The sequence below is a fragment of the Pantoea sp. C1E2 genome, assembly GCF_056491465.1.
The window spans coordinates 801,142-817,104 of record NZ_JBSZHT010000002.1 but is presented as its reverse complement, the minus strand read 5'-3'; the positions used below and the strand labels follow the sequence as shown (position 1 = coordinate 817,104).

Annotated in this window: 13 protein-coding genes; 7 read left to right on the top strand and 6 right to left on the bottom strand. The window is 57.9% G+C overall.

Going from position 1 to position 15,963, the window contains the following annotated elements:
• Positions 1–2 precede the first annotated feature (2 nt).
• A complete protein-coding gene (locus ACXI0A_RS03960) occupies positions 3–3,917 on the top strand; it encodes an amino acid adenylation domain-containing protein (RefSeq protein WP_476150263.1) in 3,915 nt (1,304 codons plus the stop codon).
• Between the two features lie 62 nt (positions 3,918–3,979).
• On the opposite strand, the gene ACXI0A_RS03955 is transcribed toward ACXI0A_RS03960, so the two are convergent.
• From ACXI0A_RS03955 to fepD, 3 genes are read right to left on the bottom strand one after another with little or no spacing between them, the layout of a single operon-like run.
• Complete coding sequence (locus ACXI0A_RS03955) at positions 3,980–4,777, bottom strand: ATP-binding cassette domain-containing protein (protein WP_476150265.1); 798 nt, start codon at positions 4,775–4,777, stop codon at positions 3,980–3,982.
• Complete coding sequence (fepG, locus tag ACXI0A_RS03950) at positions 4,774–5,757, bottom strand: iron-enterobactin ABC transporter permease (RefSeq protein WP_476150267.1); 984 nt, start codon at positions 5,755–5,757, stop codon at positions 4,774–4,776. Before fepG ends, ACXI0A_RS03955 begins: the two co-directional genes overlap by 4 nt.
• Entirely contained in the window at positions 5,754–6,743 is a 990-nt protein-coding gene (fepD, locus tag ACXI0A_RS03945; protein WP_476150268.1) for a Fe(3+)-siderophore ABC transporter permease, read from the bottom strand. Before fepD ends, fepG begins: the two co-directional genes overlap by 4 nt.
• Positions 6,744–6,882: 139 nt before the next feature.
• Here fepD and entS point away from each other — a divergent pair, with 139 nt between their 5' ends.
• Positions 6,883–8,133: an enterobactin transporter EntS gene (gene entS / locus ACXI0A_RS03940; protein ID WP_224932319.1), complete on the top strand. Its 1,251-nt coding sequence runs from the start codon at positions 6,883–6,885 to the stop codon at positions 8,131–8,133.
• Here the strand turns inward: entS and fepB are convergent.
• Positions 8,128–9,093, bottom strand: coding sequence for a Fe2+-enterobactin ABC transporter substrate-binding protein (gene fepB / locus ACXI0A_RS03935; RefSeq protein WP_476150270.1), 966 nt, complete (start codon positions 9,091–9,093; stop codon positions 8,128–8,130). The genes entS and fepB overlap by 6 nt on opposite strands.
• 176 nt (positions 9,094–9,269) lie before the next feature.
• Here fepB and ACXI0A_RS03930 point away from each other — a divergent pair, with 176 nt between their 5' ends.
• The 5 genes from ACXI0A_RS03930 to ACXI0A_RS03910 are packed head-to-tail and all read left to right on the top strand — an operon-like array spanning position 9,270 to position 14,125.
• The gene (locus tag ACXI0A_RS03930) at positions 9,270–10,451 is read left to right on the top strand and encodes an isochorismate synthase (RefSeq protein ID WP_476150271.1); all 1,182 of its coding nucleotides are present in this window, start codon (positions 9,270–9,272) and stop codon (positions 10,449–10,451) included.
• Between the two features lie 10 nt (positions 10,452–10,461).
• On the top strand, positions 10,462–12,078 hold the full coding sequence (locus ACXI0A_RS03925; protein ID WP_476150272.1) for a (2,3-dihydroxybenzoyl)adenylate synthase: 1,617 nt from the start codon (positions 10,462–10,464) through the stop codon (positions 12,076–12,078).
• Between the two features lie 19 nt (positions 12,079–12,097).
• A complete protein-coding gene (locus tag ACXI0A_RS03920; protein ID WP_034826585.1) occupies positions 12,098–12,952 on the top strand; it encodes an isochorismatase family protein in 855 nt (284 codons plus the stop codon).
• Positions 12,949–13,707 carry a 2,3-dihydro-2,3-dihydroxybenzoate dehydrogenase gene (gene dhbA / locus ACXI0A_RS03915; RefSeq protein WP_476150275.1) on the top strand — a complete coding sequence of 253 codons (759 nt, stop codon included), beginning with the start codon at positions 12,949–12,951 and terminating at the stop codon, positions 13,705–13,707. The genes ACXI0A_RS03920 and dhbA overlap by 4 nt, the downstream gene beginning before the upstream one ends.
• A gap of 1 nt (position 13,708) precedes the next feature.
• A complete protein-coding gene (locus ACXI0A_RS03910; RefSeq protein ID WP_476150277.1) occupies positions 13,709–14,125 on the top strand; it encodes a hotdog fold thioesterase in 417 nt (138 codons plus the stop codon).
• Between the two features lie 147 nt (positions 14,126–14,272).
• Here the strand turns inward: ACXI0A_RS03910 and cgtA are convergent, their stop codons facing one another.
• Positions 14,273–15,448 carry an Obg family GTPase CgtA gene (gene cgtA / locus ACXI0A_RS03905; protein ID WP_224932313.1) on the bottom strand — a complete coding sequence of 392 codons (1,176 nt, stop codon included), beginning with the start codon at positions 15,446–15,448 and terminating at the stop codon, positions 14,273–14,275.
• A 249-nt stretch (positions 15,449–15,697) separates the two neighbouring features.
• Positions 15,698–15,955: a 50S ribosomal protein L27 gene (gene rpmA, locus ACXI0A_RS03900; protein WP_003851093.1), complete on the bottom strand. Its 258-nt coding sequence runs from the start codon at positions 15,953–15,955 to the stop codon at positions 15,698–15,700.
• Positions 15,956–15,963: the final 8 nt, after the last annotated feature.

Genomic DNA, 15,963 nt, shown 5'->3' with positions numbered 1-15,963 from the left:
AGATGTCTGAATCTCTGATGAACAAAACCATGACAGAACAACATACCTTGCCCCTAGTGGCAGCTCAGCCCGGCATCTGGATTGCCGACCAACTGACCCAGCACCACAATGCTTATGCGGTGGCGCACTTTGTAGAATTGTCAGGCGCCATCGACACTGACCTGCTGGCGCAGGCGATCGTGGCCGGCATGCAGGAAGCCGATACGCTGAATATGGCTTTTGCCGAAGTCGAGGGTGAAGCGCTGCAGTGGCTGCAACCGCAGGCGTTTAGCACGCCTGAAATCGTGGATTTGCGCGATGATGCAGATGCAGCGGCGAAAGCTCGCGCGTTAATGCGTCAAGACATGAACGGGGATTTGCGCGTACTGAGCGGTGCCCCATTATGGCATCACACGCTGTATCGCATTGGCGATCAGCATTGGTTTTGGTATCAGCGCTATCACCATTTGGTGGTGGATGGCTTCAGCTTTACCGCCATTACTCGCCGCATCGCCAATCTCTACACGGCAGCTGTGCAGCAGCAGGATGCCGAGCCGACGCCCTTTATCCCGTTTAGCGAAGTGGTCGAAGAGTACCAGCGCTACCAGGAATCCTCTTCGTTCACCCGCGATCGCGAATTCTGGCGCGAAAAAGGCACGGCACTGCCCTCGCCCGCTTCGCTGTCACCGCTGCCGCTGGCCGGACAAAGTGCTTCGACCGATCTGCTGCGCCACAGCGTGACGCTCGACCACCACACTTTCCAGACCCTGGTTAGCCAGCATCCTCAATCCAGCGCTGCTGACCTGGCCTTTGCGCTGGTCGCCTTGTGGCTGGCGCGACTCAGTGGACAGAACGATTTCGCCGCCGGATTTATCTTTATGCGCCGCATCGGATCTGCCGCGCTGTGCGCCACCGGTCCGGTGATCAACGTGTTACCGATGGCCGTGCATTATGATCCCACCCAGCCGCTGAGCGCGCTTGCTGCCCAGCTGGCAGGTGAAGTGAAGAAAATGCGCCGCCACCAGCGTTATGACGCGGAACAGGTACAGCGCGATCTTGGCCGACTCGGGGATGGCGATCCGCTGTACGGCCCGGTAATTAATCTGAAGATGTTTGATTATCAACTCGATTTTGCTGGCGTCGAAGGCATAACCCATCAACTGGCATCTGGCCCGGTACGCGATCTGGAAATCGCAATTTACATCAGTGAACAGGGTGAACTGACGTTGGAACTGCTGGCGAACGCGGAGCGTTACAACGAATCCACGCTGATGCGCCATGCCAGCCGTTTTGCCCTGCTGCTAAATCAACTCGCAGAGCAACCGCAGCGTGCGTTGGGTGAACTGGATCTGCTGACCTCGGCAGAACATGCGCATATCGCGGGTATCAATCAGACTGCACATCCCGTGCCGGTGGAAACGCTGGCGTCGTTGCTGTCGCAGCAGGTTGAGCGCACGCCTTACGCCCCCGCGCTGGCTGATGCCACGCATCAACTCAGCTACCGCGAAATGCAGCAGCAGCTGTATGCCCTGGCAGCCGATCTCAGTGCGGCGGGCGTACAGCGCGGCGATATCGTCGCAGTGGCATTGCCACGCTCGGTGCAGTTGTCACTGGCATTGCAGGCGATCGTGTCGCTCGGCGCGGCCTATCTGCCGCTGGATACCGGTTATCCCGACGAACGTTTACAGCTGATGCTGGAAGATGCCGCACCCAAAACGCTGATCACCTCAGCGGATCTCAGTGCCCGTTTCAGTGCTATCGCCCCTGTAAAGCAGCTGCATTTTGATGCGCTTTACACCGCGCCAGACGCGCCACACCCCGCCAGCGCGCCGACACCGCAGGATGGTGCTTACATCATCTACACCTCAGGCTCTACCGGACGCCCGAAAGGCGTATTGGTCGGTCATGAGGCGATCGTCAACCGCCTGTTGTGGATGCAGGATCGCTATCCGCTGCAAGCCGACGATGTGGTCTTGCAGAAAACCCCGAGCAGCTTCGATGTGTCCGTGTGGGAATTCTTCTGGCCGCTGCTGGTGGGCGCGCAACTGGTGATGGCACCGCCAGAAGCGCACCGCGATCCGGAAGCACTTCAGCAGCTGTTTGCGCGTTACAAAGTGACCACCACGCATTTCGTCCCTTCTATGCTGGCCGCCTTTGTCGCGGCGCTGGACAGTGAGCCGGCCATCGCCTGTTGTGGCAGCCTGCGCAATGTCTTCTGTAGTGGTGAAGCGCTGCCGACCGATCTGTCGCGTGAATGGGAAAAGCTGACGCGGGTGCCGCTGCACAACCTGTATGGCCCAACCGAAGCGGCAGTCGATGTCAGCTGGTATCCGGCGTTTGGTGAAGCCCTGGCAGCGGTAGATGGGGCCAGCGTGCCGATTGGTTTCCCGGTGTGGAATACCGGATTACGCATTCTTGATGCGCGTATGCAGCCAGTGCCGCCGGGCGTGGCGGGCGATCTCTATTTAACCGGCGTACAGCTGGCACACGGCTATCTTGGCCGCCCGGATCTCACCGCCAGCCGCTTTATCGCTGATCCTTTTGCCGCAGGCGAGCGCATGTATCTGACCGGAGACGTGGCGCGCTGGCTGGATAACGGCGCGGTGGAATACCTTGGACGCAGCGACGATCAGCTGAAGATCCGAGGCCAGCGTATTGAACTCAACGAAATCGATCATGTGATGAGCGCACAGCCTGGCATTGAGCAGGCGGTAACACATGCTGTGGTACTCGGCGGTGCCGCCGCACAAGGCGGTGATGCGCGTCAGTTAGTGGGTTACGTCATCGCAGAGCACACCGTCGATGGCGACGCGCTGCGTGATGCGTTGGCGCAACGCCTGCCTGCACATATGGTACCGGTGGCGATCGTGCAACTGGATGCCTTCCCGTTGAGCAGCAACGGTAAGTTGGATCGCAAAGCCTTGCCTCTGCCGCAAAACGCGGCTGATAGCGTGGGCCGTGAACCGCATCCCGGTCTGGAAACCCAATTGGCACAGGCTTTCTGCCAGTTGCTGGCGCGTGACAGCATCAGCGCCCAGGATGATTTCTTCGCCCTCGGTGGCCACTCGTTGCTGGCGATGCGTTTAGCTGCTCAGCTGCGCCGCGAACTGCAACAGCCGGTTTCGGTGGGGCAGATTATGGTGGCTTCAACGGTGGAAAAACTCGCCCGGTTATTGAGCGACACACAATCGCATCAGCAGGCAGGTTTTGAAGCCGTACTGCCGCTGCGTCAGGGCAACGGCCCCACGCTGTTCTGCTTCCATCCGGCGTCGGGTTTTGCCTGGCAGTTCAGCATTCTGCAGCGCTATCTCGATCAGCGCTGGTCACTGGTGGGGATTCAGTCGCCCGATACCCAGAGCCCGCTGAATCAAAGCGCGCATCTCGACGAAGTGTGTGATGCGCATCTGCAAACCTTACGTAAAGTGCAGCCACACGGACCGTACTTCTTCCTCGGCTATTCGCTGGGCGGCACGCTGGCGCAGGGCATTGCGGCGCGGCTGGAAGCGGCAGGTGAAGAGGTGGCCTTCCTCGGCCTGCTCGATACCTGGCCGCCGGAAACGCAGAACTGGGATGAGAAACGCGGTGAGAATGTGCTGGATCCGGCGGTGCTGGAAGAGGTGAATCGCGAGCGTGAACAGTTTATCGCTGCCCAGCGCCACCAGGCGGGCGAAGAGATGCGCGCGATGTTCGATACCATCGAAGCCAACTACGCCAGTTCGGTGCGCTTGCTGGCCACCGCGCGCAGTGCGCGTTTCAATGGTCGCGCCACGCTGTTCCTTGCTGAGCAGACGCAGCAACCCGGTCAGGATGCGCGTCGCGCCTGGGCACCGTATGTCGGTGAGTTAGAGGTATGGCCGATGGATTGTGCTCATGTGGAGATTATTTCTCCGCAGATGTTTGAGCAGATAGGACCGTTGTTGCAGCGGATATTAGGCTAAGCAGCACCAGGTACGCATTAATGCGTACCTGGATTGTAGGGGCGGCATTTATGCTGCCCTGATTACCTTCCCCGCCCCAGCGGCACGATCATTGGCGTATGCGCCACCGGGTCTTCCACAATCACGCAGCGTAAGCCATACACCTGTTCTATCAATTCGGGCGTCACGATCTCTGCGGGCTTACCTTCAGCAACAATCTTGCCGTGGCGCATGGCGATCAAATGGGTGGCATAACGGCACGCGTGGTTGAGATCGTGCAGCACCACTACCAGCGTGCGGCCATGCTGCTGATTCAACTCCTGCATCAGTTCCAGCAGTTCAATCTGATGGGTGATATCCAGCCAGGTGGTCGGCTCATCCAGCAATAACAGCGGGGTTTGTTGCGCCAGCACCATGGCAATCCATACGCGCTGACGCTGTCCGCCGGATAAGGTATCCACCGGTTGCTGTGCCAAATCCGCCACGCCGGTTGCCCGCATCGCGCTTCTCACCGCCTCTTCATCTTCGCTGCGCCAGCGGCCAAACAGCGCTTGATGCGGATAACGCCCACGCGCCACCAGCTCGGTGACGCTGATGCCCGCTGGCGCGTTAGAACTTTGTGGCAGCAGCCCGAGCCGCCGCGCCACCTCTTTGGTCGGGTAACGCGCTATCGCTTCACCATCCAGATACACCTCGCCCTTCAGCGGGGTGTTAAGACGGCTCAGGGTGCGCAGCAGAGTAGATTTACCGCAGGCGTTTGGGCCGATAATCACCGTCAGCTCCCCTTCAGGGATGGCCACCGACAGGTTTTCTGCCACCACTTTCTTGTCGTAGCCGAGCGTCAGGCCTTCGCCATACAGCCGTGAAGGGATATCGATCATTGGCGTCGCGCCTCCCGCACCAGTAACGCAATCAGATAAAGTCCACCGAGGCTGACGGTAATCACGCCAACCGGTAATTGATAAGGCAGGAACAGATGTTGCGCGGCAAAATCAGCCGCAATCAATAACAGCGCGCCACACAGCGCCGCCAGCAACAGCGCACCTTTCTCGCCGCCGCCGAGTCGACGTGCAATCTGCGGCGCCAGCAGCGCGACAAAGGAGATCGGCCCCACCAGCGCAGTGGACGCCGCCGTCAACACCACACCAATCAGCATCAGCAGCAGCCGACTGCGCTCCACCGGCACGCCGAGCGCACTGGCGGTATCATCGCCCATTTCCAGCAAACGCATGCGGCGGGTCAGCAACACCATCAGCAACAGCGACAGCAGCAATACGCCAATCACCGGTGGCGTTTTCGCCCAGGTGATACCGTTAAGCGATCCGGCACTCCACAATCCGGCGCTGAGCGCGGATTCCAGCGAAGCACTGATAATCAGCCAGGCATTCAGCGCCATCAGCAAGGCGCGCACACTGATGCCGACAATAATCAGGCGGAAAGTTTCAACGCCGTTACGCCAGGCAAACAGGTACACCAGCGCTGCGGTGCCGATACCGCCGACCAACGCTGCCCCCGTCATAGCAGCGATGCCCTGATTGAACAGCACCAGTGCCACCAGCACGCCACTGTAGGCACCGGTGTTGAAACCAAGAATATCCGGGCTGCCGAGCGGGTTACGCAGCAGTGACTGGAAAATCGCGCCGCTGACGCCCAGTGCCGCGCCAATCAGCAGCGCCATCAGCACGCGTGGCAGTCGCCATTCTAAAACGATGAGTTTGACATTGCTGGCACCTTGCCCGGCCAGCACCTGCCAGAATTGCTCAGCCCCAATCGGCAATGCGCCTCGCGTCATAGCCAGATACGCCAGCAGCGCGCAGCCGAGCAACAACCACGTCGTATGTAACCCAACCCGACGCGTCATAGTGCACCTCGCCCAAGTTTACGGCGCACCAGCACAATCAGCACCGGCGCACCTAACATCGCCGTGACGATGGAGACGCGCAGCTCACCCGCCACCAGCAGACGCCCGAGAATATCCGCCGCCAGCAGCAAAATCGGGGTAATGATCGCCGTGGCGGGCAGCATCCAGCGGTGATCGTTGCCGACCATCCAGCGTGCAAAATGCGGCGTCATCAGCCCGATAAAAGCGATGGGGCCTACCGCAGCCGTTGCCGCACCACACAGCAATGCAATCGCCACTAAACCCAGCAGTTGCGTGCGCGCCACCCGCGTGCCCAGCGCGGTCGCCATATCGCCGCCCATGCTCAAACTGTTCAACGCCTGCGACAAATAGAGTGCCACGACGCTACCGATCAGCACGGCAGGGAACAACGTGCGCAACACGGTGAAATTGCGGATATCCAGCGAGCCGCTGTGCCAGAAACGCAGATGGTCATAGATATCGGGATTGAGCAGCGACAGGCCGGATGTCAGCCCATCCAGCACCGCGCCCAGCGCCACGCCGGCTAACGTCAGGCGTACCGGATTGACTCGCCCGCCGCCAATTGCGCCCGTCATCGCCACCAGTAATGACGCCAGCAGTGCACCGGTAAACGCGAAGCCGAGCCAGTCGAGGGGAGAATCCGCACCAAACAGTGCGATGCCAATGACCACCGCAAACCCGGCCCCCGCATTGACGCCGAGAATACCCGGATCGGCCAGCGGATTGCGCGTCAGGCTCTGCATCAGCGCGCCCGCTAACCCAAGGGCCACACCGGCAAGCAATCCGGCCAGGGTGCGCGGCAGGCGTGCATCACGCACAATCACGCACTCAGCGCTATTACAGCTTGAGGTAAGAGAATGATAAACATCGGGAAAGGGTATCGATTTTGCCCCCAGCATTAAGCTGAGCGCGATGAGGAGCAAGAGCAGAATCCCTGAGCCTGCTAATGCACGGATCTGGCGCATCGTTCTAAACCTTCACTGTTCAACGTCGTCGCATGCGCAACGCAATTTGATAATGGTTATCGTTATTACTCGCGTTTGCCTATGTTACCATGACTCGCCTCGCGGACGATGAGGAAAATTGGTGCACAAAGGCGAACAAATGAACAAATCTTCCCACTTTATCGATCTCTCCCTGCTGAAAACCCATGCGGCGTTCCGCGCGGTATTTATTGCCCGTTTCATCTCGATTGTCGCGCTCGGTATGCTGGCCGTGGCGGTGCCGGTGCAGATTCAGCAGATGACACAATCCCCGCTGCTGGTGGGATTGGCGGTCACCCTTGCCGCATCCGGTATGTTTATCGGTCTGCTGACCGGCGGCGTGCTAGCCGATCGCTACGAACGCAAAAAACTGATTCTGATTGCCCGCTCGACCTGTGGATTGGGCTTTATTGCGCTGGCAATCAATGCCGCGCTGCCACATCCCTCGCTCATCGCGGTGTATCTGCTGGGATTCTGGGATGGCTTCTTTGGCGCGATTGGCGTCACCGCGCTGCTTGCCGCAACGCCAGCGCTGGTCGGTCGCGAAAACATTATGCAGGCTGGGGCGATCACCATGCTGACGGTGCGCTTTGGTTCCATCCTCTCGCCGGCCATCGCAGGACTGGTGATTGCGCACGGTAGCGTGGTGTGGAACTACGGTCTAACCGCGTTTGGCACGCTGATTACCGTGCTGACGCTGCTGAAATTACCGCAACTGCCGCCACCGCCTCAGCCGCGTGAACATCCGCTGAAGTCGCTGGCCGCCGGAGTGCAGTTCCTGTTTGCCAGCCCGATTGTCGGTATGGTGGCACTGATAGGCGCGCTGGTCACTTTAGCCAGCGCGATTCGCGTGCTCTATCCCGCTCTCGCACCACATTGGTCAGTGAGTGCTAACCAGCTTGGTATGCTTTACGCAGCTGTGCCGCTCGGTGCCGCAATAGGTGCGTTTACCAGCGGTAAACTTAAGCATGCAGCCCGACCGGGACAGCTGGTGCTGGGCAGTGCGGTGGCCGCCTTTATCGCGCTGGGATTATTCAGTCTGATGCCCAACCTGCCGCTGGCGCTGCTGTGTCTGGTGGCATTTGGCTATTTCAGCGCCATTAACAGTCTCGTGCAGTACGCGATGATTCAACTGCTGACGCCTGACCATCTGCTAGGCCGCATCAACGGCTTGTGGACCGCGCAAAATGTCACCGGGGATGCGATTGGTGCGGCGATGATTGGTGCCATGGGATCGTGGTTATTGCCGCCACAGGCCGCCGCCGCGTTTGGTTTTGCGGCAGCGCTGTTGGGCATGGTGATGTGGTGCGTGATGGGCCGTTTACGTCGTTATGCGCCGCCAGCCCCTGAGCTGGCGGAGCAGGCATCATGATTTAACGAACAGCTTTTCCAGACGCGCCAGCAGATTGCTGGCGCTGTAGTAATCCAGACGGAACGAATCAACGCCAAGCGGGAACACCTGCTTATCCTTGACCGCCGCGTTTTGCGCGAGGAACGGATTGCCGATCACCGACTGCGTAGTTTTATCGTCAGCCGCAAACAGCAGGAAGGTTTTACCGGTTAAACCGCTCGCAACGTTCTCACCCGACAGCTGAATAATGTCCTTACGCTGTCCCATGCTGTGGCCCTGCTGCACGCTGGCAGGCGGCGTGGCGAGCGTAAAGCCAAGCTGCTCCAGCAATTTTCCCTGCGCTGACTCCGTGGTCCACACGTTGACGGCACGCCCATCACCGTTCCACACCATCGCTGAAACCGGCTGCGGCGGCAGAGTGATGGCTTTCTTCAACGCCGCTTCACGATCGTCAAAAGCTTTCACACGCTGTGCCGCCTGCGCTTCGTGGCCGGTTGCCTGGCCGAGCAACGTCACTACATCCTGCCAGCTTTTGTCGTCGTAATTGACCACCAGCGTTGGCGCAATGGCGGAAAGCTGGCTGGCCAGTTTGATAGCTGAGTCATTCCCCGTGGCGCTCACCAGAATCAAATCCGGCGCTTCTGCCGCCACCGCTTCTGCACTCGGCTCGCCAATATAAAGACGTTTAAGCTGACGCTGTTTTGCGACATCGCCCCACTGACGGAAGAACCCTTGATCGTCGGCCAGGCGACTGTTCGGTGCTGTCGCGCCCGATGCCACAACCGGTGCATCAATCGCCAGCAGCGATCCGGTTAAGGTTACGCTGGTCGAGACAATGCGCTGCGGGGCTTTGTTTAAGGTAATTGAACCATTTGCCCCTTGTACCGTGCGCGGCCAACCCTGTTCTGCCTGTGCGAGCCCTGTGAAAGTCTGGAAAATAAACAACAGGGCTGTCAGACCCAATAAACCGCATTTATTCATAAGTTCTGGTCCACCTTTTAGCTTATTGCACGGCCTGGCGTCACCTTCCGATTACGCCTAATCATGCGGGAAATCCCGCGAATGGATTGACTCTCTTATTCAATCGACGTAGGTTACTGCCCCATAATAAAAATGATAATCATTCTTAATAATCTTATCATTTATAGGTGAAAATTATGGTGGAATCATCCATGTTTGAAAATGCCTTATTAGCGGATTTTTCTGCGTTATGCCGTGGTTTCCTCTTTACCTCGCCGTGGCGTAGCCTCGCGACTCAGGGCTGCTATACCACGATAACCACCTCTGTGGCAGACGCTGCATCGTTACAGGGTGATTTTCAACTTCAGCTGCGTCAACATTTCGCGGCGGCAAAACAACAAGGCATTGAGAATCCGATCCTGGTCGGTGCGATTCCCTTCGACGTTAGTCAGCCTGCGGCCCTGTTTATCCCTGAAACGTATCAAACTTTTCATCGTGCCGATCTACAAAATGCGCTGCCTGCGGCTTCAAGCGAGCTGCCGCAGGTACGTCGTCGCATGGCTGTGCCGGATCACGACGTCTTTACCCAAATGGTGTCCGATGCAGTGGCGGCTACGCAGTGTGGTGACCTCGATAAAGTGGTGCTGTCGCGCCTGATGGATATCGTTACCGAGCAACCAGTGGATACCGCTGCGCTGATGCAACGCGTGATTGCACAGAACCCGAATAGCTATCACTTCCATCTGCCGCTGCCACAAGGCGGCGCACTGGTGGGTGCCAGCCCGGAATTGATGCTGCGTAAACAGGGGCGCGACTTTAGTTCATGCCCACTGGCGGGCTCGGCGCGTCGTGATCACCACGACAGCCAGCAGGATCAGGCGGCGGGCAATACGCTGATGGATTCCAGCAAAGATCGTCATGAACACCAGCTGGTCACGGATGCGATGCGCGAAACACTGCAACCGCGCAGTCGCCTGCTGTCGGTACCGACCGTACCCTCGTTGATCACCACGGCAACCCTGTGGCACCTCGCGACGCAAATCGATGGTGAAGTACAGGATGATCGCGAGAACGCCTTGTCGCTGGCTTGCCTGCTGCATCCTACCCCGGCATTAAGTGGCTTCCCACACCAGCGTGCTCAGCAGCTGATTCAGCAGTTAGAGCCTTTTGATCGTCAATTATTTGGCGGTATTGTTGGCTGGTGTGACAGTGAAGGCAACGGCGAATGGGTGGTGACGATTCGTTGCGGCACCGTACAAGGCTCACGCGTGCGACTGTTTGCGGGTGCAGGCATTGTGGCCGACTCCCAACCTGAATCAGAATGGCGCGAAACCGGCGTGAAGCTGGATACCATGTTGCGCGCTTTTGGACTGCAATAAAGGAAAGAACATGAGCATTCCCTACACCCGTTGGCCAGAAGATTTGGCCGCGCGCTACCGTGAAAAAGGCTATTGGCTCGATGTGCCAATGACCGATATCCTGGCGCGCCATAAAGAGAATGAGGCGGTTGCAGTCATCGACGGCGATCGCCACATCAGCTATCGCGAGTTGGATCAGTTAACCGACAATCTCGCGGCTGCCTTGCAGCGCCGTGGCCTGCAACAGGGCGATACCGCGCTAGTGCAGCTTGGCAACGTGGCGGAGTTTTACGTCACGGTGTTCGCGCTATTTAAACTGGGCGTGGCGTCCGTCTTCGCGCTGTATAGTCATCAGCGTACGGAGCTGACCGCCTATGCCGCGCAGATTGAGCCTAAGCTGCTGATTGCCGATCGCCATCACGCGCTGTTTGCCGATGACACCTTTATCGGCGCCCTCTGTGCCGCTCAACCGTCACTACAGCAGATCATCCTGCGCAATGACGGTGATAAAGAAAACACCCTCGAAGCCCTGATGGCGGAAGCGTCAGGCGATTATCAGCCCACGCCGACCGCCGCTGATGAAGTGGCGTTTTTCCAGCTCTCTGGTGGCAGCACCGGGACGCCAAAGCTGATTCCGCGCACGCACAACGACTACTATTACAGTATTCGCGCCAGCGATGAGATCTGTGAAGTCACTGCTGACACGCGTTATCTGATCGCCCTGCCCGCACCGCATAACTTCGCCATGAGCTCACCGGGTTCACTCGGCGTGTTTTATGCCGGTGGCCAGGTGATTCTCGCTGCCGATCCCAGCGCTACGCTCTGCTTCCCGCTGATCGAGAAGCATCAGGTTACCGATACCGGTCTGGTGCCGCCCGCGGTGAGCCTGTGGCTGCAAGCGATTCAGGAATGGGGCAGCAACAAGCAGCTGGCTTCACTGCTACGTATTCAGGTCGGTGGCGCGAAGCTGGGCGAAACGCTGGCTGCGCGCATCCAGAGCGAAATTGGCTGCCAGCTGCAGCAGGTGTTTGGCATGGCCGAAGGTCTGGTGAACTACACCCGTTTTGGCGATGACGAGAAAATCGTTCTGACCACACAAGGCCGACCGATTTCTGACGATGACGAAGTCTGGGTGGCGGATGAATACGGCAATGCGCTGCCGCACGGCACGGTGGGTCGCCTCATGACACGCGGCCCTTACACCTTCCGGGGCTACTACAAAAGCCCGGAACACAATGCTGCCAGCTTTGATGCCAACGGCTTCTACTGCTCCGGCGATCTGATAGAGATCAACCCACAGGGTTACATTACCGTGCAGGGCCGCGAGAAGGATCAGATCAACCGTGGCGGCGAGAAGATCGCCGCAGAAGAGATCGAGAACCTGTTGCAACGCCACCCGGATGTGATTCATGCCGCGCTGGTGTCAATGAATGACGAACTGATGGGTGAGAAGAGCTGCGCCTTTATTGTCGCCAGCCAGCCGATCAAAGCGGTGGCTCTGCGTCGCCATCTGCGCGATCTCGGTGTTGCCGAGTTTAAATTACCCGATCGTATTACCTGCGTAGACGCCCTGCCGCTGACCCCGGTTGGCAAGGTGGACAAAAAACGTTTACGCCAACAGCTTGCTGATCAACAAGCGCAAGCCTGAACCTGTTCCGGAGATTGTAATGGCTATTCCAAAACTGAATTCTTACGCGCTGCCTGCCGCCACTGAACTGCCGACCAACAAGGTCAAATGGACCGTAGAGCCACAGCGTGCTGCCCTGCTGATCCATGATATGCAGGCTTATTTCCTGAATTTCTGGGGCGAAAACAGTCCGCTGATTGATCAGGTTGTGGAGAACATTGCCCGCCTGCGCGCCTACTGCAAAGCACAGGGCATTCCGGTGTTTTACACCGCACAGCCTAACGAGCAGAGCGATGCCGATCGCGCACTGCTCAACGACATGTGGGGCCCGGGCCTGAATAAGCATCCGGATCAACAGAAGATCGTGGATGCACTGGCGCCGGATCAGGACGATCAGGTGTTAACCAAATGGCGTTACAGCGCCTTTGTCCGCTCACCGCTGGAATCGATCCTGCAGGAGATGGGCCGCGATCAGCTGATTATCACCGGCGTTTATGCTCATATCGGCTGCCTGACCACCGCCACTGACGCTTTTATGCGTAATATCCAGCCGTTTATGGTGGCGGATGCGCTGGCCGACTTCAGCCGTGAAGAGCACATGATGGCACTGACTTATACCGCTGGCCGCAGCGGCAAAGTAGTGATGACCGCCGATCTGATGCCGCTGCCGCTGAGCAAAGACGATTTGCGTGCGCTGATTCTGCCGCTGCTGGAAGATGATGATGTGCCGGAAGATGATGAAAACCTGATCGACTACGGTCTGGATTCCGTGCGCGTAATGGCCCTGGCCGCACGCTGGCGTCAGGTGCACAACGATATCGATTTCGTTAGCCTGGCAAAAAATCCTAGCATTGATGGCTGGTGGGCACTGCTGTCACGGACGCCTGCCAAATGAGTGCTTCTTTCGACTTTAGCGGAAAAATCGTCTGGGTAACCGGCGCAGGTAAAGGCATTGGTTATCACACAGCACTGGCATTCCATCAGGCCGGCGCACAGGTGATCGGCTTCGATCTGCGTTTTGATCAGGCCGACTACCCGTTTGCCACTCAGGTTCTGGATGTTGCCAACGCAGCGGAAGTAAAAGCAGTGTGTCAGCGTCTGCTGGCAGAGCAGCCGCGTCTGGATGTGCTGGTCAACGGCGCCGGGATCCTGCGCGTCGGCAGCACTGAAGCACTCTCGTTTGAAGACTGGCAGGCTTGTCTGGCAGTGAACGCCGGTGGCGCATTCAATATGTTCCAGCAAACGCTGCCGGTATTCCGCCAGCAGCGTGCTGGCGCGATTGTGACTATCGCTTCTAACGCGGCACACGCGCCACGTCTCGGCATGTCTGCTTATGGTGCTTCCAAAGCCGCACTGCGCAGCCTATGTCTGACCGTCGGCCTGGAAATGGCGCCGCTGGGCGTGCGCTGCAACATCGTCTCACCGGGTTCAACCGATACCGATATGCAACGCAGCCTGTGGCACACACCGGAAGCGGAGCAGGAGATGATCAACGGCTTCCCGGATCAGTACAAGTTGGGGATCCCACTGCGTAAGATCGCTAAGCCGCAAGAGATCGTGAACAACGTCCTGTTCCTCGCCTCGGATCTTGCCAGCCACGTAGTGCTGCAGGATATTGTGGTCGACGGTGGCGCAACGCTGGGATCCTGACATGGCAATCTGGAAACGATCGGTTGATCTTGCAACCTTAAATACCCTCGGTGATAACTCGCTGGTGTCGCACGTCGGCATCGTGTTCACGGTGATCGGCGACGATTACCTTGAAGCGACCATGCCGGTGGATGCGCGCACGCAGCAGCCGTTTGGCCTGCTGCACGGCGGCGCGTCGGTGGTGCTGGCGGAATCGATGGGATCGATTGCCGGCTATCTGAGCGTGGAAGAAGGAAAAAGCGTCGTCGGTATTGAGGTGAGCGCGAGCCATCATCGCGCAGTAAGCAGCGGCGAAGTGCGCGGCATCTGCCGGCCTCTGCATCTTGGCGCACGCAACCAGAGCTGGGAGATTGAGATTCGCAATGGACGCAACCAGCTGTGTTGCACATCACGATTGACCGTAGCGGTGCTGGGGTAATTTCCAGCAACTGGCCCCTTCCCCGTGTTACAGCGGGAGGAGTGATTAAGCCCGATTGCTGAACATAATGCCCTTTCACCAGTAAGTGAAAATGGGCATTCAGCAGCCATAAAAAAAGCGGCCAATTGGCCGCTTTCTCTTTTGCGATTAACGCTGGTAAATGATTTCGACGCCTTCGTCGTCTTCTTCATCCCAGTCGTCATCCCAATCGTCGTCTTCTTCCACTTCCTGCGCGGTTTCCAAAGCTTCGCGGTGGTAGTCATCCCACATAAAGGCCACTTTCTCCGGCTCTTTCGCTTCTTCTTCGGCCTCTTTAGGGTTCGCGATAATAAAGCTCATCACGTCCCAGCAAAGGTCTTTCACGCCATCATGGCTTGCCGCAGAAATCAGGTAGTGCTTCTCTTCCCAGCCCAACGCTTCCACAACCGCTTTAGCGCGGCTTTCTGCTTCTTCACGGCTCAGTAAGTCACATTTGTTAAACACCAACCAGCGTGGCTTCTGGAACAGCTTTTCGCTGTATTTTTCCAGCTCACCCAGGATGATGCGGGCGTTCTCTACCGGATCGGATTCATCGATCGGCGCAAGGTCGATCAGGTGCAACAGAACGCGGCAACGCTCAAGGTGCTTCAGGAAGCGAATCCCCAGACCGGCACCATCCGCTGCGCCTTCAATCAGACCTGGGATATCGGCGACGACAAAGCTCTTTTCGTTGTCCATGCGCACCACGCCAAGGCTTGGTACCAGGGTGGTAAACGGATAATCCGCCACTTTTGGTTTAGCCGCAGACACGGAACGAATAAAGGTCGATTTACCGGCATTCGGTAAGCCGAGCATACCGACATCAGCCAGCAGCATCAGCTCCAGCTGCAGGTCGCGTTTCTCACCCGGCGTACCCATAGTCTTCTGACGTGGAGAACGGTTAACCGAAGATTTAAAACGGGTGTTGCCCAGGCCGTGCCAACCGCCTTTGGACACCATCAGTTTCTGCTCATGGCGCGTCATATCACCGAGCGTCTCGCCAGTGCCCTGGTCGATCACACGCGTACCGACCGGGACTTTTACTACGATGTCTTTACCGCGCTTGCCGGTGCAATCACGGCTTTGACCATTCTGGCCACGCTCAGCACGGAAAGATTTCTCGAAGCGATAATCGATCAAGGTATTCAGGTTTTCGTCAGCGATCAGATAAACGTCGCCGCCGTCGCCGCCGTCGCCACCATCCGGGCCGCCACGTGGAATATATTTTTCGCGGCGGAAGCTGACGCAACCATTACCGCCATCGCCTGCGACCGCAAGGATCGTCGCTTCATCTACAAACTTCATTTTATTTCTCCGTCACGCTATCGTTCGCGGCGACTAAAGCACAGCAAACGGGTCCGCCAGGGTCTTCTGCGCTGACCGGCGGCGGATAATACAGGATTGGCAAAGCCAGGTGTACATAAATTGTACAGCAAACTGCGCATTTTGGTCAGAGGGGATCCCGCAACCTGCGGCAGAATGTAAAAAGCCCCGCAAAGCTGCGGGGCCTTCAATTCGTGTGTTCAGACGTTGACCGTCTGCGTCACAGCAACCTTACTCAGCAACGATGCTGATGTACTTACGGTTGTTAGGACCTTTAACTTCGAATTGTACTTTGCCGTCTGCGGTAGCAAACAGGGTGTGGTCACGACCACAACCTACGTTGGTACCTGCGTGGAATTTGGTGCCACGCTGACGAACGATGATGCTACCTGCCAGAACAGATTCACCACCGAAACGCTTAACACCCAGACGTTTTGCATTGGAGTCGCGACCGTTACGAGTCGAGCCACCAGCCTTTTTATGTGCCATTTGTCAGA